This window comes from Streptomyces sp. HUAS YS2 (assembly GCF_033343995.1).
Lineage (GTDB): Bacteria > Actinomycetota > Actinomycetes > Streptomycetales > Streptomycetaceae > Streptomyces > Streptomyces solicathayae.
Map to the genome: position 1 here is coordinate 7,281,624 of NZ_CP137573.1, position 24,680 is coordinate 7,306,303.

General features: G+C 73.3%; 14 protein-coding genes. 8 read left to right on the top strand and 6 right to left on the bottom strand.

Translation table 11 applies throughout. The annotated features are described in order from the left end of the window. The 8 genes from asnB to R2D22_RS33340 all read left to right on the top strand — a co-directional run bounded on the left by asnB (position 1) and on the right by R2D22_RS33340 (position 15,216). On the top strand, positions 1-1,863 hold the full coding sequence (gene asnB, locus R2D22_RS33305) for an asparagine synthase (glutamine-hydrolyzing) (protein WP_318108849.1): 1,863 nt from the start codon (positions 1-3) through the stop codon (positions 1,861-1,863). Continuing rightward, a complete protein-coding gene (locus R2D22_RS33310; RefSeq protein WP_318108851.1) occupies positions 1,860-7,016 on the top strand; it encodes a non-ribosomal peptide synthetase in 5,157 nt (1,718 codons plus the stop codon). The genes asnB and R2D22_RS33310 overlap by 4 nt, the downstream gene beginning before the upstream one ends. Continuing rightward, entirely contained in the window at positions 7,013-8,071 is a 1,059-nt protein-coding gene (locus R2D22_RS33315; RefSeq protein WP_318108852.1) for a TauD/TfdA family dioxygenase, read from the top strand. The genes R2D22_RS33310 and R2D22_RS33315 overlap by 4 nt, the downstream gene beginning before the upstream one ends. A 10-nt stretch (positions 8,072-8,081) precedes the next feature. Next, a complete protein-coding gene (locus tag R2D22_RS33320) occupies positions 8,082-11,195 on the top strand; it encodes a non-ribosomal peptide synthetase (RefSeq protein ID WP_318108854.1) in 3,114 nt (1,037 codons plus the stop codon). A 2-nt stretch (positions 11,196-11,197) separates the two neighbouring features. Continuing rightward, positions 11,198-11,884 (top strand): LysE family translocator, encoded by a 687-nt coding sequence (locus tag R2D22_RS33325; RefSeq protein WP_318108855.1) that lies wholly within the window; start codon positions 11,198-11,200, stop codon positions 11,882-11,884. Positions 11,885-11,919: 35 nt separating this feature from the next. Beyond that, complete coding sequence (locus tag R2D22_RS33330; protein ID WP_318108857.1) at positions 11,920-13,113, top strand: ATP-grasp domain-containing protein; 1,194 nt, start codon at positions 11,920-11,922, stop codon at positions 13,111-13,113. Positions 13,114-13,213: 100 nt separating this feature from the next. Further along, positions 13,214-14,470 (top strand): MFS transporter, encoded by a 1,257-nt coding sequence (locus R2D22_RS33335; RefSeq protein WP_318108859.1) that lies wholly within the window; start codon positions 13,214-13,216, stop codon positions 14,468-14,470. Next, a complete protein-coding gene (locus R2D22_RS33340) occupies positions 14,467-15,216 on the top strand; it encodes a class I SAM-dependent methyltransferase (protein ID WP_318108860.1) in 750 nt (249 codons plus the stop codon). Before R2D22_RS33335 ends, R2D22_RS33340 begins: the two co-directional genes overlap by 4 nt. Before the next feature lie 28 nt (positions 15,217-15,244). On the opposite strand, the gene R2D22_RS33345 is transcribed toward R2D22_RS33340, so the two are convergent. From R2D22_RS33345 to R2D22_RS33370, 6 genes are all read right to left on the bottom strand, one after another. Beyond that, positions 15,245-18,145, bottom strand: a complete 2,901-nt coding sequence (locus R2D22_RS33345) for a helix-turn-helix transcriptional regulator (RefSeq protein WP_318108862.1) — start codon at positions 18,143-18,145, stop codon at positions 15,245-15,247. Between the two features lie 148 nt (positions 18,146-18,293). Next, positions 18,294-19,649: a cytochrome P450 gene (locus tag R2D22_RS33350; RefSeq protein ID WP_318108864.1), complete on the bottom strand. Its 1,356-nt coding sequence runs from the start codon at positions 19,647-19,649 to the stop codon at positions 18,294-18,296. Positions 19,650-19,663: 14 nt separating this feature from the next. After that, complete coding sequence (locus R2D22_RS33355; RefSeq protein ID WP_318108865.1) at positions 19,664-20,701, bottom strand: terpene synthase family protein; 1,038 nt, start codon at positions 20,699-20,701, stop codon at positions 19,664-19,666. Between the two features lie 1,005 nt (positions 20,702-21,706). After that, entirely contained in the window at positions 21,707-23,152 is a 1,446-nt protein-coding gene (locus R2D22_RS33360) for a glyceraldehyde-3-phosphate dehydrogenase (protein WP_318108866.1), read from the bottom strand. 73 nt (positions 23,153-23,225) lie between these two features. Further along, the gene (locus R2D22_RS33365) at positions 23,226-24,392 is read right to left on the bottom strand and encodes an alpha-hydroxy-acid oxidizing protein (protein ID WP_318108867.1); all 1,167 of its coding nucleotides are present in this window, start codon (positions 24,390-24,392) and stop codon (positions 23,226-23,228) included. A gap of 61 nt (positions 24,393-24,453) precedes the next feature. Then, a complete protein-coding gene (locus R2D22_RS33370) occupies positions 24,454-24,672 on the bottom strand; it encodes a hypothetical protein (RefSeq protein WP_318108869.1) in 219 nt (72 codons plus the stop codon). Positions 24,673-24,680 lie beyond the last annotated feature (8 nt).

Here is a 24,680-nt window from a genome sequence, read left to right on the forward strand (position 1 = left end):
ATGTGCGGAATCGCCGGCATCACGGGCCCCGGCGCGGTCGGGGGCACCTCCTTCGTCGCCGACGCCTGCGCCCGGATGGCCCACCGCGGCCCGGACGAGACCGGCCTGCACACCGGCGACGGCGCCGCGCTCGGCATGTGCCGGCTCCGCGTCGTGGGCATCCACGACGACGGACAGCCGGTGTTCAACGCCGACCGCTCGGTCGTCTGCGTGTTCAACGGCGAGATCTACAACCACGCCGAGCTGCGCCGTCGCCTGGAGCGGCTGGGGCACCCCGTGGGCGGCGCGAGCGACGCCCATGTCATCCCCGCGCTCTACGAGGCCCTGGGCCCCGACTTCGTCGGCGAGCTGCACGGCATGTTCGCCATCGCGCTGTACGACACGCGCGTCCGCCGCCTGCTGCTGATCACGGACCGGGCGGGCAAGAAGCCGCTGTTCCACAGCCGGCGGCCGGACGGCAGCGTGGTCTTCGCCTCCGAGCTGCCGGCCCTGACCGCCTGCCCGGACCTCGACACCGAGGTCGACCCGGTCGCGGTCGACCTGTACCTGAGCCACCGGGTCGTCCCCGCCCCGCACACCGTGTACCGGCACGTCCGCAAGGTCCCCCCGGCGACCGTGCTGTCCTTCGAGGACGGCCGGCCCGCCGAGGAACGGCGCTACTGGCGCTACGACTTCACCCCGGCCGAGACGCCCCCGTGGGAGGAGGCCGCGGACCGCGTCGACACGCTGCTGCGCACCGCGGTCGCGGACCGGCTGGGCGCAGAGGTCCCGCTCGGCGCGATGCTCAGCGGCGGCCTCGACTCCAGCCTGGTCGTCGCCCTCGCCGCCCGGGAGACCCGCACCCCGCTGCACACCTTCTCCGTCGGCTTCGAGCAGCAGGCCTTCGACGAGTCCGCGCACGCCAGGACCGTCGCCGAACACTGCGGCACCGAGCACCACAACTACCGCATCGGCGTCCAGGACGCGCTCGACGCCGTCGACCGGATCATCCGGCACACCGGCGAGCCGTACGCCTTCCCCTCGGCGATCGCCGCGTACTACATGTACAAGCTCGCCCGGGAGCACGTCACCGTCACCCTCACCGGCGACGGCTCGGACGAGATCTTCTGCGGCTACGGCCGCTACCGGGTCTTCGCCGGACTGCCCGCCGTCGCCCCGGCCGACGCCCACCGCGTCGACGCCGACCTGCTAGCCGGCGGCGCCGGCGACATCGCCGACCGCTACCGTGCCGTCCTCGTCGACGGCCTGCGCGACGGGCTCAAGGGGCAGCTCTACACCCCGGAGTTCCGCGACCGCGTGGCGGCTGCCGGCGGCGCGGCGAACCCGCTGCGCGCCCGGTTCGCGGACACCGACGCGAACGCCCACGAACTCGACCGGGTCATGCAGCTGGACTGCGGCTTCTGGCTGCCCGACGCCCAGTTGGTGAAGATCGACCGGATGGCGATGGCCCACTCCGTGGAGCCGCGCAGCCCGTTCCTGGACCACCGCCTCGTCGAGTACGTGACCTCGCTCAGCCCCTCGCTGAAGCTGGTCGGCGGCGACGAGAAGGCGATCCTCAAGCACGTGGCGCGGCGCTACCTGCCCGCCGGGATCGTCGGCCGCCGCAAGCAGGAGCTCGCGGTGCCGCTGGAGGAGTGGCTGGGCCGACACCTGCGCCCGCTCATCGAGACCACCCTGCTCTCGGACGCGTCCCTGACCCGCGGCTACTTCCGGCCCGACGCGCTGCGGCGCTTCGTGACCGAGTTCCGCCCGGAGCACAGCTACGCGCTGTGGACCCTGTTCATGCTCGAACGCTGGCACGCCATCGGGCCGGCCACGAGCGACACCGACGTACTGACCGCGGCAGGTGCAGGTCTTTCATGAGCGAGATCAACCCGACGGACCCCCGGGCCGCCGCGCGGCTCAGCCGCGTCGCGGGCGGCGTCTCCATCGACCGGCTGAAGGCGCTCGCCGCGCAGCGCCGCGCGGCCGGCACCGGACCGGCGGAGCCCACGCGCCCGGCGCCCGCCGCCGGGGCGGCCCAGGACGGCCCGCACCCGGCGTCGTACGCCCAACGACGGCTGTGGCTGCTCGACCAGATGGACCCGGGCTCGCTCACGTACAACATGCCGGTCGCGTACGAGATCGACGGCGCCCTCGACACCGAGGCGCTGCGCTGCTCGCTGGAGCACCTGCAGCACCGGCACGAGCCGCTGCGCTCGCACTTCACCGTGCGCGACGGCGAGGCGCACGTGGCCGTCACCGCCCCGGCACGCCTCGACCTCCCGCTGCGCGACCTGACCGGTGTGGCGCCGGAGTCGCGCGAGGAGGCCGCCCGCACGGCCCTGGCCGATGCCGCCCGCGAGCCGTTCGACCTCGGCCGCGGGCCGCTCTTCCGCGTCCTGCTGCTGCGGCTCGGCGCGAGCCGGCACATCCTCCTGACCTCGATGCACCACAGCGTCTCCGACGGCTGGTCGATGGCCGTCCTGGAACGTGAACTGGGCACCGCCTACGTGGCGTTCACCGCCGGCCGCGAGCCGGACCTGCCCGCCCTCCCGTGCCGTTACGCCGACCACGCGGCGAGCCGGCGGGAGGCCGGCCGCAGCGCCGCCCTGCGCCGCCGGGCCGACGCCTGGCGCGACCGGCTCGCCCCGCTGCCCGAGCCGCTGGAGCTGCCGCTCGACCGGCCGCGCCCCGAGCGGCTGTCGGGGAACGGCGGCGTCGTCGAGATGTCCGTTCCGCGCGAACTGCGCGACGCCCTCCAGCGGTACGCGAGCCGCCGCGGCGCGAGCCTGGCCATGATCATGGCCGGTCTGCTCCAGTACGTGCTGGCCCGGCAGTCCGGCCGACGCCGGGTCGTCGTCGGCATGCCGGTGGCCGGACGCGAGGACCCGGCCGTCGCGCCCCTCATCGGCTTCTTCGTCAACGTGCTGCCGTTGGCCGCCCGGATCGAGCCCGGCATGCGCCTCGGCGAACTGGTCGACCAGGTTCGCGACGAGGCACTCCACGCGTACGCGCATCAGGACGTGCCCTTCGACCTTCTGACCGAGGCGCTCCAGGTGCCGCGCACCCTCAGCCGGCCGCCGGTGTTCCAGGTGCTCTTCGCCATGCAGAACACCCCCAAGCAGGCCGCCACGGAGCCCGGTTCGCTGCCCCTGCGCAGGCGCGAGGTGCCGATCGGGACCAGCAAGTTCGAGCTGTCCTTCGAGTTCGGCGAGGACGGCGACGGGGACGGGCTCTGGGGCAGCGTCGAGTACAGCACCGACCTGTTCGACCACGAGACCGTCGAGCGGCTCGCCGCGCGCTATCTCACCCTGCTGCACGAGGCCGTGACCACGCCCGACAGCCCCCTCGACACCCTGCCCCCGGTGTCCCGCGCCGCCCTCACCCGGGCGCTCGGCCACCCGGAGCCGCCCGCCGACCTGGCCGTCGTGCCGGACGCCGCGGGCTCCCGCGCCCTGCTCGTCGAGCTCAACGGCCCGTGGGACCCCGCCGCCTGGCGGCGATCCGTGCACGCGGTGGCCGCCGCCCGCCCCGAACTGCGCACCCGGGCCCACCGGATCGGCTGTCTGAACGAGACGGTGCTCTGCACGTGGACCGAGGCGGAGCGAGCCGAGCCCGACGCCCCCGCGTTCGCCGAACTGCGCGCGCACGCCTCGGACCCGGCCCGTCTGGTCGCCGAAGCGGCCTGCGCCGGAACGGGGTCCGAGGAAGGCGCGTACGCCCTCCGGATCGACCTCGGCCGCTCGGTGGACGGCGCCGTCCACGCGCTGCTCACCGGTGGCACAGCCGTCTGGGACGAGCAGGCCGCGGACGGCCTCGGGCGCGAACTCATGGACCGATACGCGGAGTTCAGCGGTCACGGAGCAACGCCCGCCCCGGCGGCCGACCCGGCCGTGCTCTCCCCGGAGCTGTGGCGCGCCGTGCAGGAGCGGGCAGCCGCCTGCGGCACGGACGCCGACGTACTGCTGCGAACCGGCCTGCACTACCTGAACGCCCTCTGCACCGGCGAACCCGCCCCGTACACCGGCGAAGTGACCGCGACGCTCGACGGCATCGCCTCCGGCGCCGTCCCGGTCGCCCCGCCGCTGCTCCGGTACGTCGCCGGACCCGCCGCCGCCCCTGGTGTACGGACCGCCGTCGCCGGCCTGCCCGATGCCCCGCTGCTGACGGCCAGGCCGCTGATCGGCGGCGGGCTCCGCCTGGAACCGGGCGTCGCCGCACCGGACGAACCGGCCGGCCACGTCGTGCACCGACCGGCCGAACGCCTCGGGTTCCTGATGGAGCAGCTGTGCCTGCGCGGCGCGGACGCCTGGGAGCGGCTCGAACTCGTCCTGCCCGACGAGCGCGAGCTGTGGCTCACCGGCGTCAACGGCGACGCCGTGACCAGCGTGCCCACCGCCTCGCTGTCCGGACTTATCGCGGCGCAGGCCGCCCGCCGGCCGGACGCCGTGGCCGTCACCCACCAGGGCGAGTCGCTGAAGTACGGCGCGCTCTCCGCCCGGGTGGACGCCCTCGCCGGCGCGCTCTGCCCCGCGCTCGACGCGGCCGGTGGCCCCCGAAGGGTCGCGATCTGCATGGAGCGCGGCATCGACCTCGTCGTCGCCCTGCTGGCCGTCCTGCGCTCCGGCGCCGCCTACGTGCCGCTGGACCCGCTGTTCCCCGACGCCCGCATGGCGCTGATCACCGAGGACGCCGCACCGGCCCTGATCCTCACCGAGGACGCCCTCCGCGACCGGTTCGCCACCGCCACGGCCCCGGTGCGCACCGTCGCCGAACTCGAGGGGACCGGCCCGGCGGCCGTCCTGCCGGACGTCTCCGCCGACGACACCGCGTACATCATCTACACCTCCGGCACCACCGGCACGCCCAAGGGCGTGGAGGTGACGCACGGGAACGTCGTCCGGCTCTTCGGCTCCACCGAGGAGTGGTTCGGCTTCGGCCCCGACGACGTCTGGACGCTCTTCCACTCGTACGCCTTCGACTTCTCCGTCTGGGAGATCTGGGGCGCTCTGCTGCACGGCGGGCGGCTCGTCGTCGTGCCGTCCATGGTGGCCCGCGACCCTGCGGCCTTCCTCGGCCTGCTGGTCGCCGAGCGGGTGACCTTCCTCAACCAGACCCCCTCCGCCTTCACCCAGATCGTCCGGGAGGAGGCCACCCGCCCGGCACCCGTCGAACTGGCGCTGCGCCACGTCGTGTTCGGCGGTGAGGCGCTGGACTTCGCGGCCCTGCGCCCCTGGGTGGAGCGCCACGGCCCGGACGCCCCGCGGCTCGTGAACATGTACGGCATCACCGAGACCACGGTCCACGTGACGTACCACGAGGTGACCGAGGCCGACATCGAGGCGGGCCGCAGCGTCATCGGCCGCCCGCTGCCCGACCTGAAGATCTGGGTCGTCGACCCGGCCGGCCGGCTGCTGCCGCCCGGCGCCACCGGCGAACTCTGGGTCGGCGGACTCGGCGTGGCCCGCGGCTACCTCCACAAGCCCGAGCTGACGGCACAGCGCTTCGTGCCCGACACCCTGGACTCCGGGGCGGGACCGGACAGCCGGATCTACCGCTCCGGAGACCTCGCCCGGCTACTGCCGGACGGGGGCCTGGAGTACGCGGGCCGGCTGGACCACCAGGTCAAGATCCGCGGCTACCGGATGGAGCTGGGCGAGATCGAGACGGCCCTGTCGGCCTGCCCGGAGGTGGCCGAACGGGTCGTCCTCGCCGTCGGCGAGACGAGCGAGACCCGGCATCTCGTCGCCTGGATCGTGCCCGCGCCCGGCGCGCCGCGCGAGGCCGCACCCCTGCGCAAGGTCCTCGAGGAGCGGCTCCCGGTCTACATGCTGCCCGCACGCTACGTCTTCGTGGACGCGATGCCGCTGACCTCCAATGGCAAGATCGACCACCGGCGCCTGCCGGCTCCGGAGGAGGCCACCGGAGGCGCCCCGGACAGGGAACCGCGCACGGCCGGCGAACGCCTCCTGACGGCCCTCTTCGCGGAGGTCCTGGCCGTCGGCCCGGTGTCGCCGGACGCCAACTTCTTCGACCTGGGCGGCCATTCGATGCTCGCCGCCCGCCTCGTCGGCAGGATCCGGTCCGCCCTCGGCGTCGACCTGCCGCTGGCCGAACTGTTCGCCCATCAGACCCCCGCGGCCCTGGCCGCGCGCCTCGACACGCGGCCCCGCGACACCGGCGGCACATCCGTCCTGGTCCGGGTGCGCGACGCCGCAGGCGGGGCGGACCGGCCCCCGCTCTTCGCAGTCCACCCCGGCGCGGGAGACGTGCTCTGCTACCAGCCCCTCTCGGCCGCGCTCGGGGCGGACCAGCCGTTCGTCGGCATCCGCTGCCCCGGCCACGGCCCGGGGGAGCAGCCGTTCGGCAGCCTCGCCGAGATGGCCGACCACTACGGCGCCGCGATCCTCCAGGCGCAGCCCACCGGGCCGTACCGGCTCCTCGGGCACTCCCTCGGCGGCGTCATCGCCTGGGAGACCGCCCGCAGGCTCCAGGCACGCGGCCACGAGGTCGCCCTGGTGCTGGTGGACACGTACCTGCCCCGGATCCTCGGCGAGATCCGCGTCAGCCCCGCGCTGGTGCTGCGCAGCCTCTTCGGCGGCAGGGCCGACTTCACCGACGCCGAACTGGCCGGCCTCACCGACGAGCAGCAGGTCGGACTGGCCCTGCGGAAGCTCGCCGGCTCCGGCGGCCACGCGCCGTCCACCGGCGACGCCGACGCCCGCCTGCTGACGCGGCACCTGCGCGCCCTGCGGAGCAACCTCGCACTCTGCGCCGAGCACCCCATGGAGACCGGCGACCCGTACCGGGGCCCGGTCCTCTACGCCGCCGCCGAGGACAACGCGTACGTGGACGACGTCCCCGCGCTCTGGGCGCCCTTCGTCGACGGACCCCTGCGCGTCACGCGCGTCGAGGGAGACCACGAGGGCATGCTCCGCGGCCCCGGAGCGGAGCGACTGGCCGCGCTCCTGCGTCCGTTGCTCGCCGACGACGCGCCGACCCCCACCCGATCGCCCAGCAAGGATGGCAGATGAGCAGCACACCCGACTTCCGCAGCTTCGGCCCCGGGGCCATGACCGGCACCCAGCCGGCCGAGCCGGTGCGCGTCCACCCGCTCGCCGACGCCGGCGCGCCGCCGCTGGTCATCGAGGCCGCCGTGCCCCGGCTCCCGGCCGGCCAGTGGGCCGCCGACAACCGGGCCCGCGTGGACAGCCTCCTGGCCGAGCACGGAGCGCTCCTCTTCCGCGGGTTCGCGGTGGACCCCGACACCGGATTCCAGTCGTTCGCCGCCGCCGTGGGCAGCGGCTCCCTGGAGTACACCCAGCGCTCCACCCGGCGCACCCTGGAGAAGAAGGGGATCTACACCTCCACCGAGTACCCCGCCACCCACTCCATCGCGCTGCACAGCGAGAACGCCTTCCAGTACGCCTGGCCGCAGCGCATCATGTTCCACTCGGTGACCGTCGCCGAGACCGGCGGGGCCACCCCGATCGCCGACAACGCCGCCGTCTTCGACGCGATCGACCCGGCCGTGCGCGAGGAGTTCGTCCGGCGCGGCATCACGTACGCGCGGAACTTCGGCGCCGGTCTCGAACTGACCTGGCAGGAGGCCTTCCAGACCGAGGACCGCGCCGAGGTGGAGGCGTACTGCGCGGACCACCGGCTGGCCTGCGAGTGGAAGGACGGCGACCGGCTGATGACCCGGGAGGTGCTGCCCGCCACCCTGCACCTGCGCGGCGCGGACCGCCGCGTCTGGTTCAACCAGGTCCACCTCTTCCACGTGAGCAACCTGGAGCCCGCCATCCGCGCCGCGCTCCTGGAGGCGCTCCCAGAGGAGGACCTGCCGCGGCACGCGTACTTCGGCGACGGCGGTGTCATCCCCGACGCGTACCTGGACGACATCCGCGCCGCCTACGCGGCGCACACCGTGCGCTTCCCGTGGCGCCGCAACGACATCATGCTCGTCGACAACCTGCGGGTCTGCCACGGCCGCGAGCCCTTCACCGGGGACCGCAAGGTCCTCGTCTCCATGTCCGACCCGGCCGACCACGGCGCGTTCGCCGCCGGCCCCGACGCCGCGCACCAGTGAGGGACGCACGTTGAGCACCGAAGAGATCGCGCACCACATCGCCGCCCTGCAGCAGGCCGAGTCCCCCGACCGGGACGCCGCGGCCCGGTTCGTCCTGCGGCTCGACGCCGCCCGGGACACCGCGCACGTCCGAGCCTCCGTCGGGCGCCTGGTAGCCCGGCACGACGCGCTGCGCAGCCGCGTGGTCCCCGCCCCCGCCGGGTACGGCGTCGTGAACGCCGTCCACGCCCCGGCCGCCCTGCAGTGGCAGGAGCCGGACGGTCCGGCGGGCGGCGCGACCGCCACGCTGCCCGGACTGCCGCTGCGGGTCGAGCACCGGCCCGGCGGCGACGGAGCCCCGGCCGAGCTGGCCCTGTCGCTCTCCGCCCGCACCGTCGACGCCGCGGGCCTCGCCGCCCTCGGTGCCGAACTGCTGGACCTGCTCGAAGGCGCCGAGCCCGCCGAGCCCGTGCAGATCGGCCAGTACGCGGCCTGGCAGCAGCAGATGCGCACCCAGGAGCCCGAGGGTTCCGCGACCTCCCTCGCGCTCGCACCCGGCCTGAAGTCCCCGCGGCTCGGCCAGGACGCGTACACCGACGGCCCCGCGGCCGAAGCGGACGAGGACGGCGGCCGCGTCGAACTCGCCGTCGACGACGCTCTGCGCGCGCGGATCGCCGACCTCGCGGCGAAGCTCGACACCGACGCAGGCACCGTCGTCCTGGCGGCCTGGCTCGTCGTCCTGTGGCGCCACAACGCCGACCGCGACTTCCAGTGCGGCGTCCACGTGGACCACCGCCGCCGTTACCCCGACCTGGCGACCACCGCGGGCCTGCTCTCCTGGCACCTGCCGCTCGCCGCCGGGCTCGGCGAGGAGGAGACCGGCCGCGAGCTCGTGGAGCGGCTGGCCGTGCAGCGCGCCGGACTCCTCGCCCTGACCGACCACTTCAGCTGGGACGACGTGCCCCGCGGCACGGCCGACTGCGACGCCCGCGAGCCGCGCCGCCCGGTCCTCTTCACCGACCTGGCCCTGGGCTCCGACGCCGCCGTCGAGGCCCTTGCCGACCTGGACGCCGCCCAGCCCCTGGCCTTCGGCCTGGAGGTGCTGCGCGGCCCAGGGTCCCTCCGGCTGACCCTGCGCCACGACTCCGCGGCCGGCCGGGCCACCGCCGAGTCCCTGGGCGCGTCCCTCGGCGTCCTGCTCGACGGGCTGACCGCCGACCCGGATCGTCCGGTCGCCGAGCTGGCCCTGCTGACCGTGGCAGGCACGGGTGACGTGCTCGCCGGCTTCGGGCACGCGCCTGAGGAGACCCCGTACGAGGCCGGACACGTCTACGAGCTGTTCGCCCGGCAGGCCGCCCGCACCCCGGACCGCCTCGCCGTCCACGCCGCCGGCCACGGATTCACCTACGCCGAACTCGACGCGCGCGCCGCGGTCGTGGCGGACGGGCTGCGACGCCAGGGCCTGGGCCCGGGCGCCCGGGTCGGCCTGCTGGTGGAGCGCAGCGCCGAGATGGTCGCCGTGGTGCTCGGCGTGTGGCGCGCCGGGATGGCGTACGTCCCGCTCGACCCGGCGACGCCCGCGGATCGGATCGGCTTCATCCTCGGCGACAGCGGCAGCGCGCTCCTGGTCACCGATCTGCCCGAGCGGCCGGCCGGCGAACTGCCGGTGCCGGTGATCACCGTCGCCGACCTCCTGGACGGCGCGGCTCCGGCCGCCGGGCCGGAGGAGGTGGAGCGCGGGGTGAGCGACCTCGCCTACGTCATCTACACCTCGGGAACCACCGGACGCCCCAAGGGCGTCCAGATCGAGCACCGTTCGGCCGTCTACCTCGCCCGCGCGCACCGCGAGCGGATCTACCGCCGGCACGATCCCGAGGGCGCGGGCCTGCGGGCCGGCTTCACCGCCTCGCTCGCCTTCGACGGCTCCGTGGAGCGCATCCTCACCCTCCTGTACGGGTGCACGCTGTACCTGTACGACGACGCCTCCCGCCAGGACCCGGGCCTGTTCCTGGAGTTCGCCGAGCGGCACCGGCTCCAGGTCCTCGACGTCACGCCGTCCTTCCTGGCCCTGCTCGTGCAGCGCGGCCTGCTGGACTCCACCGGCTACCGGCCCGAACTGGTGCTGGTCGGCGGCGAGGCGATACCCGAGTCCCTGTGGCCCCGGCTCGCGGAGAGCGGCCCGGCGTTCTACAACGTGTACGGCCCCACCGAGGCGACCGTGAACGCCGCGGTCGGCGAGGTGCGCGGCGAACGCCCGCACCTCGGGCCCGCGCTGCCCGGCGCCCGGCTGTACGTCCTCGACGCCCAGGACCGGCCCGTGCCGCCCGGCGTCGTGGGCGAGATCCACATCTCCGGCGTGGGCCTCGCCCGCGGCTACCTGGGCCGGGACGACCTGACGGCGGCCGCGTTCGTGCCCAACCCGTTCGCCGCCGGCGACCCGTTGCACGCGCGGATGTACCGCACCGGCGACCGCGGCCGGTTCCGGCCGGACGGCGCGATCGAGTTCCTCGGCCGCGCGGACGGTCAGGTCAAGCTCCGCGGCTTCCGCATCGAACTCGGCGAGATCTCCGCCGTGCTGCGCGAGGACCCCGCCGTGGAGGACGCGCTCGCGGTCCTGCACAAGCCCGAGAGCGGCGACCCCTCGCTCGTCGGCTACGCCGTCACCGCAGGCCCGGTCGACGAGGTCCACGCCCGGCTGCGCGAGCGGCTGGCGGCCCGGCTGCCCGAGTACATGCGGCCGGCCGAGCTGGTCCTGGTCCCGGAGTGGCCCCGCACCGTCAACGGCAAGGTGGACACCGCCGCGCTGCCCGCCCCGGGCACCGCGCGGCAGACCACGCTCAGCGCCGCCTACGTGGCGCCCTCCGGAGAACTGGAGATCGCCCTGGCGGAGATCTGGAGCACCGTCCTGGGCCGCACCGGGATCGGCGCGCGGGACAACTTCTTCGAACTCGGCGGCCATTCGCTCCTCGCCGCCCGCATGATCGCCGCGGTGAACGAGGAGTTCGGCCTCGACCTGCCGCTGACCACCGTCTTCACCGAGCGCTGCGTCGCCGACCTGGCCGTCGCCGTGATCCGGGAGATGACGGGGGCGAGCACGCCGGAGGAGCTGGAGGCCCTGCTGCGGGCGACGGGCGAGGGACTGTAGGGATGTTCGCGGAGCTCGCGTCGTTCGCCCTGGTCGCCGGGCTGCTGACGATCACGCCCGGTCTGGACACCGCCCTGGTGCTCCGGACCGCCGTGGCCGTCGGTCCGCGCGGCGCCATGGCGACCGCCCTGGGCATCAACACCGGTGCCCTGTGCTGGGGCGTGGCCGCGTCCGTGGGCGCCACCGCCGTGCTCGCCGCCTCCGACGCGGCGTACCTGGTGCTGCGGATCGCCGGGGCCGGCTATCTGCTGTGGCTGGGGCTCGGCATGCTGTGGCGCAGCCGTCCGGGCCGCGGCCCGGACGGCGCCGGGGCGCCCGCCCCGGCAGAGCCACCGCCCGAGGCGGACCCGATGCCCGAGGCGGACCCGGCGGCGGGCGGCGACTCCCTGGTCCGCCTGTGGTGGCGCGGCACCGCGACCAACCTGCTCAACCCGAAGTTCGGCGTCTTCTACATGGCGATGCTGCCGCAGTTCATCCCCGACGGCGCGCCGCAGCTCCTGACCGGCATCGTGCTCACGCTCGTGCACGACCTGGAGGGGCTCGTCTGGTTCGGCCTGCTCGTCCTCGGCGTACGCAGGCTCCGCGAGCGGCTCGCGCACCCGGCCGTACGGCGTGCGATGGACGCGATCACCGGAACCGCACTGGTCCTGGTCGGGGTGGACGTGGCGCTGTCCGAGCGCCCGGTATGAGAGTCCGGCGACAGCCGGGAAACGAGGAGAACAGCATGACCGCCGCAATCGCTCCGACGCTGCCCGAGGGGGCGCCGGCCGACGGCATCGCCGTCCTGATCGGCTCCAGGCCCGCCGAGGGCTACGAGACCCTGGCGCGCCTGGGCATCCCCTTCCTCTGGCTCGTCGACCCGGTCGACGAGCCCCCGGCGTCGGTGCCGGGCGCGGTCGGCGTCGTCCATGTGCCGTTCAAGAGCGACCCGTTGAGCGTGCTCCGGGTGCCGCTGCCGGACTCCGTCCGAGCCGTCCTGTCGTTCACCGAGATGGGCTCGCTGCCCGCCGCCATGCTCTCGGAAGCCCTCGGCCTGCCCTCCGTACCGGTGCGCGCCGTCGTTCGGGCCCGCAACAAGCTGCTGATGCGGCGCGTCCTCGCGGACACCGTGCCCGGCCCGGCGTTCGGCGTCGTCGGCACGGACACGCCCGGCGACAAGGACTTCCCGCTGATCGTGAAGCCCGCGGAGGGCACGGGGAGCCAGGGCATCGCGTACGTCGAGACCCCGGGGGAGTACCGGGACCGGGCGGAGGAGCTGACCGGGGCGCTGTGGGAACAGTTCCTCAGGGGCGACGAGTTCAGCGTCGAGGCGGTGTCCTTCGACGGCGACCACCGCATCCTCGGCATCACCGCCAAGGCGACCACGGGACAGCCGCACTTCGTCGAGACCGGCCACGAGGTGCCGGCCCTCCTGCCGCCCGAGACCGAGCAGGCGATCACGGAATGCGTCCGGCGCTGCCTGGACGCGCTGGAGATCACCCTCGGCGCCTCGCACACCGAGGTCATGGTCTCCGACGGCCGGGCGTTCGTCATCGAGACCCACACCCGCGCCGGCGGCGACCGGATCCCGCTGCTCACGCGCCTGGTCAGCGGCGCCGACCAGTACGAACTGGCCGTCCGCTCCGTAATCCCGGGCGCCGCCCCCACGCCGCCGGAGCCCGCCGCGTACCGGCACGCCGCCGTGCACTTCCTGCCCTGGCAGGACGTGCGCGTCGCCGGGGTGACGGGCGTGGAGGAATGCCGGGCCTCGGACGGCGTCGTCGAGGCCTACGTGGAGGTCGCCGACGGCGACAGCGTGCCGGTATGGCGCTACAGCCACGAACGGCCCGGCTACCTCGTGGTGGGGGCCGACGAGCGCGCGGCGCTCCGGCAGCGGATACGGGACGCGGAGAGCCGGCTGCACCCCCGCTTCGGCTGAGGCGGGACCCGCGGGACCCGCGGGACCGACGGAACCGGCGGAACCAGGCGCGACCGGCGGGACCGGCGCACGAACGAACGGCAGAAGGAGAAGACAGACAGTGGCGGAAACCAAGCCGGCAGGGGTCCTCAGGACCCTCCGGGAGCTGCCCGGCGAGGTGGTCGTGCTGCTCGTCGGCATCGCGATCAACCGCATGGGCAGCTTCGTCCCGATCTTCCTCGTGCTGTTCCTGACCCGCGAGGCCGACTACCCGGCGGCCCGCGCCGGGATGGCGCTGACCGCCTTCGGCCTGGGCGCCATCCCCGGCGTCCTCGCCGGCGGCGCGATCACCGACCGGGTCGGGGCGCGCGCCTCCATCGCCGGCTCGATGACCGTGTACGGCCTGCTGGTCGCGGCCGTCCCGCTGCTCGCCGGCGAGTCCATGTGGCTGCTCCTCGTGGTGATCGCCTGCGCGGGCGCCACCGGACAGCTGTACCGGCCCGCGGCCACCGCGATGCTCGCCGAACTCACCCCGGCCGACCGGCTGGTCATGGCCTCGGCGGCGATGCGGCTCGGCCTGAACACGGGTGCCACCCTCGGGCCGCTGCTCGGCGCCTCGCTCGCCCAGGTCTCGTACACGCTGGTCTTCTTCGTGAACGCCGCCGCCGCGCTCCTGGTGGCCGCCGCGGTGCTGTGGCGCCTGCCCGTCATGCCGCGCGGCAAGAGCGACGGCTCCGCCGCCGCGTCGAAGGGCGGTTACCTGCCCGCGCTCCGCGACCGCCGGTACGTGCTCGTGGTGGCGGGCACGTTCCTGGTGGCCGTCGTCGAGATCCAGTACCAGACGGTGCTCCCCCTGGAGGTGGCGGCCCGCGGCCACTCCGACTACGTGTTCACCAGCCTCGTGGCGCTCAACGCGCTGGTCGTGATCCTCGGCGAACTCCCGCTCACCCGGGTCCTCCAGGTGCTGCCGATGCGCCTCACCATGGCCCTGGGCAGCCTGGTGCTCTGCGTGGGCGTCGCCCTGTTCGGGCTGCCCGCCGGGCTGTGGATCCTGGTCGTGGGCACCCTGGTGTGGACGCTCGGCGAGATCGTGAGCGCGCCGCCGGTCAGCGCGTACCCTGCCCTGATCGCCCCGCCGGAGCTGCGCGGCCGCTACATCGGGCTGATGGCCACCAGCCAGTCCATCGGCTACGCCGTCGGCCCCGCGATCGGGGCGGCCCTCTTCGAGTTCCACGACGCCGCCGTCTGGTCCATGTGCGCGGCACTGGGCGTCGGGGCCGCGCTGTGCATCGGCCTCGGCGTACGCGAACCGGACAAGACCCCGGCGGACGCCGACGAGGCCGCCGCCCGCGACGGCGAGGAGGTGGTCCGGCCGTGAAGCCGACCACCGTGCAGACGCTCTACAGCCGCTTCGGAGTGCACTTCGACGCGATCGCCGAGGCCGGGGGAGTGGACACCGAAGGCGAGGTCTCCTTCCTCGACCGCGTCTTCCGCGACCACGAGGTCGGTTCGGTCCTGGACCTGGCCTGCGGCACCGGCCGGCACAGCCTCGCGCTGGCAGCACGCGGCTACGAGGTCACGGGCATCGACTACTCGCCGGAGCTGCTCGAGGTCGCCCGCGGCAAGGCCGGCCCGGCTGTGACGTTCTCGCTTCAGGACGTATCGGCCATCGACGCCGGGACGGGCTTCGACGCGGCGATCTGCATGTGGTCCACCTTCGGCGAACTCCCCTACCGCGCCATGCTCGACTCCCTGCGCGGCGCGCTGCGCCCCGGCGGCCTGTTCGTCGTCGACACCAAGCACTTCCCCGAACTGCCGGACGTCGGGCTGCGCACCCACCACTCCGACGAACTCCTCGTCGGCGACGTCCTGATCAGGACGGAGATCGACGAGTACTACCGGGGCCGGACCCGGGTGCGTGAGCTGGTCTACCACGTGGGCGGTGACTCGGTCCCCGACCACAGCGAGATGGACATGTACACGGAACCCGAGTACATCGCGCTCATGGCGTCCCACGGTTTCGCCCACCTGGCCACGCACCACGACTACGGCTCCGACCGACGCGCGGACGCCCGCAGACTGCAGATGGTCTTCACCACGCAAGTCGCCGACCCGGTGCTCTAGGACAGCGGGTCGGCGGCCCGGGCGGGCGTCAGCTCTCCAGGGCCCGGCGGAGGCCGTTGCGGTCCGTGCCGAGCTTGGTGAAGACCGCGGAGAGGAGCTCCGACACCGTCTGGGCGTCGCTCCGCATCTCCTTGGCGATCGCCGCGGTCGTGAGACCCTCTGCCGCGAGCCTCGCGGCCTCGGTCTCCGACACCGTGAGGGAGTCCTGCTCCGAGGTGTGCAGGCGACGGGGGCGCAGACCCGCGGCGGCGAGCAGTGTGCGGGTACGGGAGGCCAGCGCATCGGCGCCGCAGACCGTGGCGGCCTCCATGCCCCGGTACAACTGCTGCGCCGCCTGGTGCTGGTCGCCGATCGCGTACAGGGCCGTGCCGTGCTCGACGAGCGCGTGGGCCAGTTCGTACGCCGCGGGCGACTGTTCCAGATGAACGACCGCCTCGTGGAGGAGCGAGGCCGCCCGGGTCGGGTCCGCCGTCGCGGCCTCGACGCGCAGCGCGTGGCCGATGATGCTGGGCACCCCGAACGCGCGGGCCCGCGCCACCGCCTCGGCGGCCGTCGCCGCGGCCTGCTTCGGTGCGTCGGCCGCCTCCGCGAGCGCCAGGTCCAGCTGCCACGGGCTCCAGGACGGGTTCCGGATCCCGCGCAGGTCGAGCCGCCGGCCCGCCGCGGTGAGCTGCTTCCGCGCCTCGCCGAACCGGCGCTGGGCCAGCAGCAGCTTGCCGTACACGGCCTGCGGGTCGGGGTACACGATGGCGCGCGGGAACCCGTTCGCCAGACCGTACCGGCGCGCCACCTCCTCGGCCTCCTCGATGTTGCCCCGGGCGATGAGCGTCTCGATCAGCGTGCCGACCGCGTACCACTGGGCCGGGATGTCGTGACCGATCCGTTCGGCGATCTCCAGCCCGTTGCGCACGAAGTCCTCGGCCTCGACGAGGCGTCCGCGCCGGTAGCGCACGTACCCGAGCAGCGTGTACAGGAACGACAGGTGGGCGCCGCGCCAGCCCTTCAGCTCGAAGTCGACGATGCCCTTGTTGAACAGCTCCTCCGCCCGACCGGGCTGGTCGCAGTACATGAGCGCGATGGCGACGACGGCCGGGACCTCGAAGCCGAAGTCCTGGTCGGTCCAGCTCATACCGCCCTCGAGCGCCTGGTCCGCGTATTCGAGCGCGGTGGCGGCCGGTTCGCAGCGCAGCGTCGAGTCCCACGCCCGCAGGCCGAGGATGTGCCGCTCGGCCAGACCCCGGCCGGTGAGCCGCTTGGCGAACTGGGCGAGCAGCCGCGACCTGGCGGGCGAGTTCTCCTCGTCGGCACGCACCGAGTTCCACTTGAACTGCTCCGCCTGCATGCGCAGCCGCGTGCGCGCACTGGTGGCCCGCCGGGCCTCCTCGGAGAGCAGCTCGGAGGCCGACTCCAGCCGGCCCGAGTGGGCCATGGCCTGCGCCAGCCGGTACGTGATCGCCTCGCGGAGGTTCGACTCGATGTCCGGCTCCTCCAGGGCCGCCTGGAGCTGGTTGATCGTCGTCAGCGGGTCGTGCAGGAGGTTCGCCGAGCCGAGCTCGAACAGCACCTCGGCGCGGTCCTCCGCGTCCGGGGGCTCGCGCAGCGCCCGCGTCAGATAGCGCCGTGCGGCGTCCGGCGCGCCCGCCGAGAAGCTGTCACGAGCGGCCTGGCGCAGCTGCTGCACGACCCACGGGTCGCCCTCGGGGTGCATCTCCAGTAAATGCCGCGCCGCGGACGAGGCGCCGTACCCGTCGTTGATGAGGGCCTGCGCCGCCATGCCGTGCATCGCGACGCGCACGCCCGGCGGGATCGACCGGTACACGGCGGTGGCGACGAGCGGGTGGAAGAACTCGACGACCTCCTGGCGGCGCATGTTGGTGAGCACCGTCAGGATGCGGGCGCCTCGGAGCAGTTCGATGGAGTCGGCGACCTGGGCCTCGCCCAGCGCCGCGACCCCGCCGACGATGTTGGTCGGTACGGCGGTGCCGAGCACCGCTGCGGCCCAGGCGAACCGCACGGTGGACGGCCCGAGTTGTTCGAGCCGCTCGACGAGTCCGTTGCCCTTGACCGCGGAGGCCAGGTCGCGCAGCTGCCCGATGCTGTCCTGGTGCGGCTGCAGTCCGCGCTCCCGGCCCTTCATCGCCAGCTCGACGACCTCGAAGGGGTTGCCGCCGCTGATGGCCCAGCACTCGCGGCAGAACACGTCGTCGGCGCCGGACCCGAGCGTCTCGCGCACGATGCGCGCCACCGCGCCGGTGGTGAGCGGGGACAGTTCGTGCGGACGCGCCCCGCGCCGCCCCATCAGCGACCGCAGGGCGGCCGCGTCCGTGGGGATCTCCTCCTGACGGCAGGCCACCATGATGACCATGCCCAGCTCCTCGGCCCGCCCCGCGAACGAGGTGAGCCAGGCCAGCGACTCCGCGTCCGCCCAGTGGGCGTCGTCGAGCACGAGGACGACCGGCGCGCTGCGCACCGTCAACTGGGTGACCACCCAGTCCAGTCCGTCGCGCACACCCTGCGGGTCGGGCGCCGACGGCCCCTGCGGGGAGGCGGTGAGACCGAGCGCCGGAGCGACGATCGGGTACCAGTTGCCGAGCGCGGTCTGCCGCTCCTCCTCGCTCATCGCCGCGAACGTGGGCTGCATGAGCTGGCGCATCACATGGAACGGGACCTGCCGCTCCTGCTCACCGCCGCGCGCGAACAGCACCGTGCAGCCGCGCTCGGCCGCGTACCGCCGGGCCTCGTACAGCAGCGTCGTCTTGCCCATGCCCGCGGAGCCGGCGAACGTGAGCACGCCGCCGCGTCGGGCCGCCGGGCCGAGGTCGGAGCTGCCGCGCAGCTCGTCCACGGCGCGGTGGATGTCGAGTACCTCGGACTCCCGTTCGAGCAGCGGGTGTGTGGTCTCGCCCCTGGGTTCCGTGACAGATGACATTCCCGCCCCTCCTGCGTGTGCGGCCGAGTGTATGACCTCCGGGGCGTGTCGGCGCGGTTTCGCTCCGTATTCTTTCAACCCGCCCTGTACACAGGTGAGATGGTGTACCGTGCGCGCTTCGCCGCTGGTCCGGCGCGTTTCGGCCCGGTCAGCGGCGCGCCACGGGGATCATCGGCAGCGAACTGGGCTGAGGGATGCCGGCCGGGAGTTCGCGGACCTCGACCCCCGGCGCGGGAGTCAGCCGCCAGCGGCGTGCCACGCTCGCCACCGCCGCCAGGATCTCCGCCACGGCGAAGGAGTCGCCGATGCACTTGTGCTGACCGGCACCGAACGGGATGTACCGGTGGGAGCGCGTCGCCTCCCCGCCCTCCTTCTCCCAGCGGTCCGGGTCGAACACCGTCGGGTCGCCGTACAGCGCGGGGTCCCGGTGCAGGGCGTACGGGCTGTAGCCGACCTCCGCGCCCTCCGGGATCCTGACCCCGCCGAGGACCAGCGGGGCCAGCGCGCGCCGGGTGAACAACAGCGGGGAGTGCAGCCGCAGCGCCTCCTGGAACACGTTGCGCGTGTACGTGAGCTCCGCGAGGTCCTCGGGGCGTACCGGCCGCTCCCCGACCACCCGGTCGACCTCGTCCTGCACCCGCTCCTGGGCCTCGGGGTGCCGGCCGAGCTCGTGGAAGATCCAGGCGAGGGTGGTCGCGGAGGTCTCCGTCCCCGCGAACATGATGGAGATGACCTCGTCGCGCACCTGCTCGGGACTCATCGCCGCGCCCGTCTCGGGGTCCCTGGAGGAGAGGATCAGATGCAGGGCGTCCCGGCCGTCCGAGTCCTCGAGCCGGTACTGCGCGATCACGTCGTCGATGACCTGTCGCAGCCGCGCGGCGGCGGCGTCGAAGCGCCGGTTCATCGGGACGGGCAGCCGGTCCAGGGCCTTGGGCATGACGGCGCGCAGGAGCATGCCCTCCAGCACGACGGGCAGGGAGCGGTGCACCTCGTCGGCGGCGGCCTGGCTCAGGTCCCCGGAGAACATCATGTCGGCGACCGACTGCATCGCGTAGCGACGCGTGTCGGTGACCACCGAGACCTCGCGGCCGTCCGTCCACGACGCCGACATCTCCTCGGCGTTGCGGCACATGGCCTTGGTGAAGTCGGCGATGTGGTCACGGTGGAACGCCGGCTGCATCATCCGGCGCTGCTTGCGGTGGAACTCGCCGTCCGTCGTCACGAGGCCGTTGCCGAACATCGGACGCAGCCGCTCGAAGACCCGGCCGCGGCCGAACTGCCGGGCCTGCTGGACGAGTACGGCGTGCACGTGCTCGGGGCTGGTGGCCACGTACACGGGCCAGGTGCCGATGTCGAGCCGCACGATGTCGCCGTGCTCCCGCAGCGACTCCAGGAAGCCGATCGGCTGTCGCCAGAGCTGCAGGGCGTGGCCCAGCAGCGGCAGCCGGCCGGGCGCGGGGGCGGCCGGGACCGCCGTCGAGGACTGTTCTTCCACATGTGCCACGGGCCGACTCCCCGTCATGCCACCGAGACCAGATCCGGGCGGGTGTACGCGGACTCCAGCCCGGCCGCGAACCGTTCGTCGCTGTATCGCGTGCACTCGTAACGCTGCCACAGGTCCGCGCCGATCATCCAGTCCTCGTAGGTGCGCAGGCACCGGGAGATCGCGTCGCGCAGGGCGGGGTCCGTCCCCCGACCGGCGTCCAGAGCATGGAACAGGCGCTGCTTCGCGGCCAGATAGTCCTCGATCCGGAGCTGGATGCGGTTCTCGACCTCGTGCACGGCCTCGCGCAGCGAGAGCCCCTGCCGGGCGGAGATCAGGGAGACCAGGTTGTTGGTGTCCCCGCAGGCGTACTCCTTCGGCAGCGAGAACACGTCGTTGCCCCAGGAGATGACGTCCAGGGTGCTCGCCACGGCCTCCTGGAAGTCCGGGAGTTCGATGATCCGCGGCGGCAGGTCGATGCCGAGACCCGCCTCGACCATGTCCATCATCGGCAGGAGCTGGGAGCTGTTGCGGCGCATCAGGACGTAGTCCTCGACGGTGGGGCGGCCGTCGGTCCCGCGGTTGCCCGCCTCCTGGTCCAGCGAGCGCAGCACCAGCCGGACGTGCGCGCGGTAACGGGCCGCGCAGGCCTCGGACATCCCGGAGACGATGCGCCCGCAGACGTCGACGAAGCCGCTCACCAACGGGTTGCGCTCGTCCCCGGACTCCTCGGCCCTGCCGGTGTCCAGGTACGCGGTGATGGCGCCCACGACGGGGCGCCAGGCCGCCAGCTGGCCGTTGCGTATGAGGTGGTCGTGCTGGTCGTCGAGCACGAACGACCAGGCCATCCACTCGGCCAGCAGGGCGACCCGTTCGTACGGCACGTCGCCGCTGACCCGGCCGGCCAGGTGGCCGCAGCCGATGCCGGAGAACTGCTCGAGGGCGTCGGTCACGAGCCCGTGCCGGACCACCCAGGCGGTGGCCTCCTCGTTGGCACGCGCCGCCTGAGGGTGCTTCGCGTTGCCGAACGGCAGGTGAAAATCAGGGACGGAGAAATTGTCGAGCCGGTTCATTCTTCCCCCCAGCGTGAAAGAGTTCGCCTGGTGTGCCGATGCCGCCCCCGCGCCGCTCTTATGGACCTCCCGCAGCCTGACCTGCCTAGTTGTCAGGTAATTAACCCTCAGTGGGGAGCGGACTGTCAATGCGGGACGGCCGAAGTCGGTGACTGATCGTAAACCATCAATGACGTCAAGGGGGTTGGGTATGCGACGGGCATATTCGGTGGCACCGCGGCGGCGCCGTGCGGCCGTTGGCGGGTGGAGACACCCAACGAGCCCACTGTGACGTGGAGTTCGTCCGTGGTGGGGGAGTGGCGCGGGGGCGGTTCCGGGTCGTCACGGGGAGGGGTGACGTGGCGGTTGCTTTGCTGCCTTTCCTTCAGCGAATTGCCCGCGAAGGGCCTCGACGGAGGGGAATTGGGCGAGGCTTCTCCGGATGCCACGGAACAGCTCCCGGTATTGCGTCGGATTCCCGTTCCGTCGGGCAGGTCCGGTCATTGGAGGGCACCCGGGCGGTCCGTTCCGAAGCCACTCGAAAGGGCGTGGATGCGGATAGGGGCGCGGAACTCGCGGCACGGAACGACCCTCCCGGCGTTCGTGAACCGCCAGTGGTACGGGGCGTGATCGCCGCACCCGGCGGACCGACCGCGCCGCCGGGCGGACGTCGCCCGCTCCCGACCGGACGGAAAGATCGACGGCGACGGCTTCGGTCGTTCAGTGCTGAACAGTAGAACCGGAAAGAAGAACGGCGTTCAAAAAGAGACACTTCCCTCCGCCTGGCCGCGAATTCGCCGCGAAGGTGCTGCGGGCGTCCGGTACGACGGTGCCGCGCCGGTTGAACTGCGCGATCGCGGCGCGGAAAGGAGATTGCGACGATCTGCGGGTGCAAGCGTCCGGGCCGCCGGAGGCGAGCGTTCGAGACACGCGGCGCCAGTGCCGAAACGCGCCCGCCCGGACCGGCGGTGCCGGTCCGGGCGGGACGGGTGACGGGCGGGGCGTCGGGGTCGACGGCCCGGAGGGTCAGACCTGGGGAGCCGGGAAGGTCGGGTACTCGACGCCGGAGACGTGCTGGACGACCCGGATGACCTGGCAGGAGTAGCCGAACTCGTTGTCGTACCACAGGTACAGGATCGCGTTGTCGCCGTCGACCTTGGTCGCGCCGGCGTCGACGATCGAGGAGTGGCGCGAGCCGACGAAGTCCATGGACACGGCGTCGGGGGCCGTGGTGAAGTCGATCTGGCGCTTCAGCGGCGAGTGCAGCGAGACGTCGCGGAGGTACTCGAGGACCTCGTCGCGGGTGGTCTCGCGGCCCAGGCGCAGGCTCAGGATCGCGATCGAGACGTCCGGGACGGGGACGCGGATCGAGCTGCCGGTGATGGGCGCCTTCAGCTCGGGCAGCGCCTTGGCCACGGCGGAGGCGGCGCCCGTCTCCGTGATGACCATGTTGAGCGGCGCGGAGCGGCCGCGGCGGTCGGCCTTGTGGTAGTTGTCCAGAAGGTTCTGGTCGTTGGTGAACGAGTGGACCGTCTCCACGTGGCCGCGCAGCACACCGTACTCGTCGTCCATGGCCTTCAGCGGCGGGACGATGGCGTTGGTGGTGCAGGAGGCGCAGGACAGGATCTGCTCGTCCGGCTTGATCGTGTCGTGGTTGACGCCGTGCACGATGTTCGGGACGTCGCCCTTGCCCGGGGCGGTCAGGACGACCTTGTCGATGCCGGGGCGCAGGTGCTTCGACAGGCCCTCGCGGTCACGCCACTTGCCCGTGTTGTCGATCAGGATGGCGTTGTCGATCCCGTACGCCGTGTAGTCGACCTCGGACGGGTCGTTGGCGTAGATGACCTTGATCTCGTTGCCGTTGGCGACGATCGTGCTGTTCGCCTCGTCGACGGTGATCGTGCCCTGGAACTGGCCGTGGATCGAGTCGCGGCGCAGCAGCGAGGCGCGCTTGACCAGGTCCTGGTCGCCGCCACCGCGGACGACGATGGCGCGCAGCCGCAGCCCGTTGCCGGAGCCGGCCTTCTCGATGAGCAGGCGGGCGACCAGGCGGCCGATGCGGCCGAAGCCGTACAGGACGACGTCGCGGCCGTCCTGGCGCTCGATCTTGTTGTCGCCCGTGGCGCCGGCCACGGCCTGCGCGGTGAAGGCCTCCACCGACAGACCCTGGTCGTCGGCCTTGTACTCCGCGGCCAGCATGCCGATGTCGATCTGGGAGGGGCCCAGGTCCAGCGTGGTCAGAGCCTGCAGGAACGGCAGGGTCTCGGTGACCGAGAGCTCCTCGCCGGCGATCTGCCGGGCGAATCGGTGGGTCTTGAGGATGCTGACCACCGACTTGTTCACCAGGGAGCGGCTGTGCAGCAGGACCGTGACGTCCTGCTCACGGTGCAGCTTCCCGATGATCGGGATCATCGACTCCGCGATCTCCTCGCGGTGCTTCCAGTTGGTGAACGAGTCGTCTTTGACAGTCACAGGATTATCTTTCGAGCTAGGCGGCGCTCATATGCTAACCCGTCCCCCATTTGATCGATCAAGGGGGTAGGGCTCAGAGGTGACGCAGCGCACCCTCCGCGCGCAGGTCGGCGAGCGTGGGATAACCGTCCACGGCCATGAGCAGGTCGGCCTCGGCGAGCAGCGACCGCAGCACATGGACGATCCCGGCGGCGCCGCCGAGGGCCGCGCCGTACACGTACGGCCGGCCCACGCCCACCGCCGTCGCGCCGAGTGCCAGCGCCTTGACCACGTCCGCGCCCGAGCGCACCCCGGAGTCGAACAGCACCGGAAGCCCCTCGGCGGCCTCCACCACGCCCGGCAGCATGTCGAGCGCGGCCAGGCCGCCGTCGGCCTGCCGGCCGCCGTGGGTGGAGCAGTACAGGCCGTCGACGCCGCCGTCCCGGGCCCGGCGCGCGTCCTCGGGGTGGCAGATGCCCTTGAGGATCAGCGGCAGATCGGTCAGGGAACGCAGCCAGGGCAGGTCGTCCCAGGTCAGCGGGTTGCCGAAGACGGACACCCACTCCATGACCGCGGCCTGCGGACTGCTCTCCGGGGAGTCCTTCAGCCGGGCCCGGAACACCGGGTCCGACGTGTAGTTCGCCAGGCAGTGACCCCGGAGCTGCGGAAAGTTCGAACCGGCCAGGTCCCGAGGCCGCCAGCCGGTGACCCAGGTGTCCAGGGTGACCACGATCCCCTTGAACCCCGCCGCCTCGGCCCGCCCCACCAGGCTCGCCGCCAGATCGCGGTCCGTGGGCGTGTACAGCTGGAAGAAGCCCGGCGTCCCGCCGAACTCCGCCGCCACCTGCTCCATCGGGTCCACGCTCAGCGTCGAGGCGACCATCGGCACGCCGGTCCCCGCGGCGGCCTGCGCGGCCGCCAGGTCGCCGTGCCCGTCCTGCGCGCACAGTCCGAGCACCCCGACCGGCGCCATGAACAGCGGCGACGGCAGCGTGAGGCCGAACAGGTCCACGCCGAGGTCGCGCTCCTTGGCGCCCACCATCATCCGCGGCACCAGCCCCCAGCGCTCGAAGGCGCTCACATTGGCGCGCTGAGTGTGCTCGTTGCCCGCGCCCCCGGCCACGTACGACCAGACCGACGGCGGCAGCGCCGCCTCCGCCCCGGCCTCCAGGCCCGCGAAGGTCATCGGCAGCTCGGGCAGCACCCCGGCGAGCCCGTTGAGGTAGATCTCGTACTGGTAGTCCCCGAACTGCGCGGCCATCCGCCGTCCCCTCCGTCACCTTCGACCCGGCCGACCCGGGCGCGCCGAGGCCACCCTGCCATCAGTCCGGCGGCTTCGGTACGGGCTCGGTGCCGGGCTCCGGATGGACCGGCGGATCCTCGTCCGGATCCGGCGCGTGCGGGTCGTGCGGCACCGGGTCCGGATCCGGCAGCGGGCGCGGCGGCGCCGGCCGCGGGGCGTTCGGGTCCGGCCGGTTCGGCGGGGCGGGCGGCGGCGGGACCGGGACGGTGTCCGGGTCCGGCGGCACGGGCACGGTCATGGCGTCCA

Excerpts from the sequence above, each read along its gene's own strand:
- asnB (WP_318108849.1), top strand. The coding sequence starts at position 1 with ATGTGCGGAATCGCCGGCATCACGGGCCCCGGCGCGGTCGGGGGCACC.
- R2D22_RS33310 (WP_318108851.1), top strand. The coding sequence starts at position 1,860 with ATGAGCGAGATCAACCCGACGGACCCCCGGGCCGCCGCGCGGCTCAGC.
- R2D22_RS33315 (WP_318108852.1), top strand. The coding sequence starts at position 7,013 with ATGAGCAGCACACCCGACTTCCGCAGCTTCGGCCCCGGGGCCATGACC.
- R2D22_RS33325 (WP_318108855.1), top strand. The coding sequence starts at position 11,198 with ATGTTCGCGGAGCTCGCGTCGTTCGCCCTGGTCGCCGGGCTGCTGACG.
- R2D22_RS33330 (WP_318108857.1), top strand. The coding sequence starts at position 11,920 with ATGACCGCCGCAATCGCTCCGACGCTGCCCGAGGGGGCGCCGGCCGAC.
- R2D22_RS33345 (WP_318108862.1), bottom strand. The coding sequence starts at position 18,145 with ATGTCATCTGTCACGGAACCCAGGGGCGAGACCACACACCCGCTGCTC.
- R2D22_RS33355 (WP_318108865.1), bottom strand. The coding sequence starts at position 20,701 with ATGAACCGGCTCGACAATTTCTCCGTCCCTGATTTTCACCTGCCGTTC.
- R2D22_RS33365 (WP_318108867.1), bottom strand. The coding sequence starts at position 24,392 with ATGGCCGCGCAGTTCGGGGACTACCAGTACGAGATCTACCTCAACGGG.
- R2D22_RS33370 (WP_318108869.1), bottom strand. The coding sequence starts at position 24,672 with ATGACCGTGCCCGTGCCGCCGGACCCGGACACCGTCCCGGTCCCGCCG.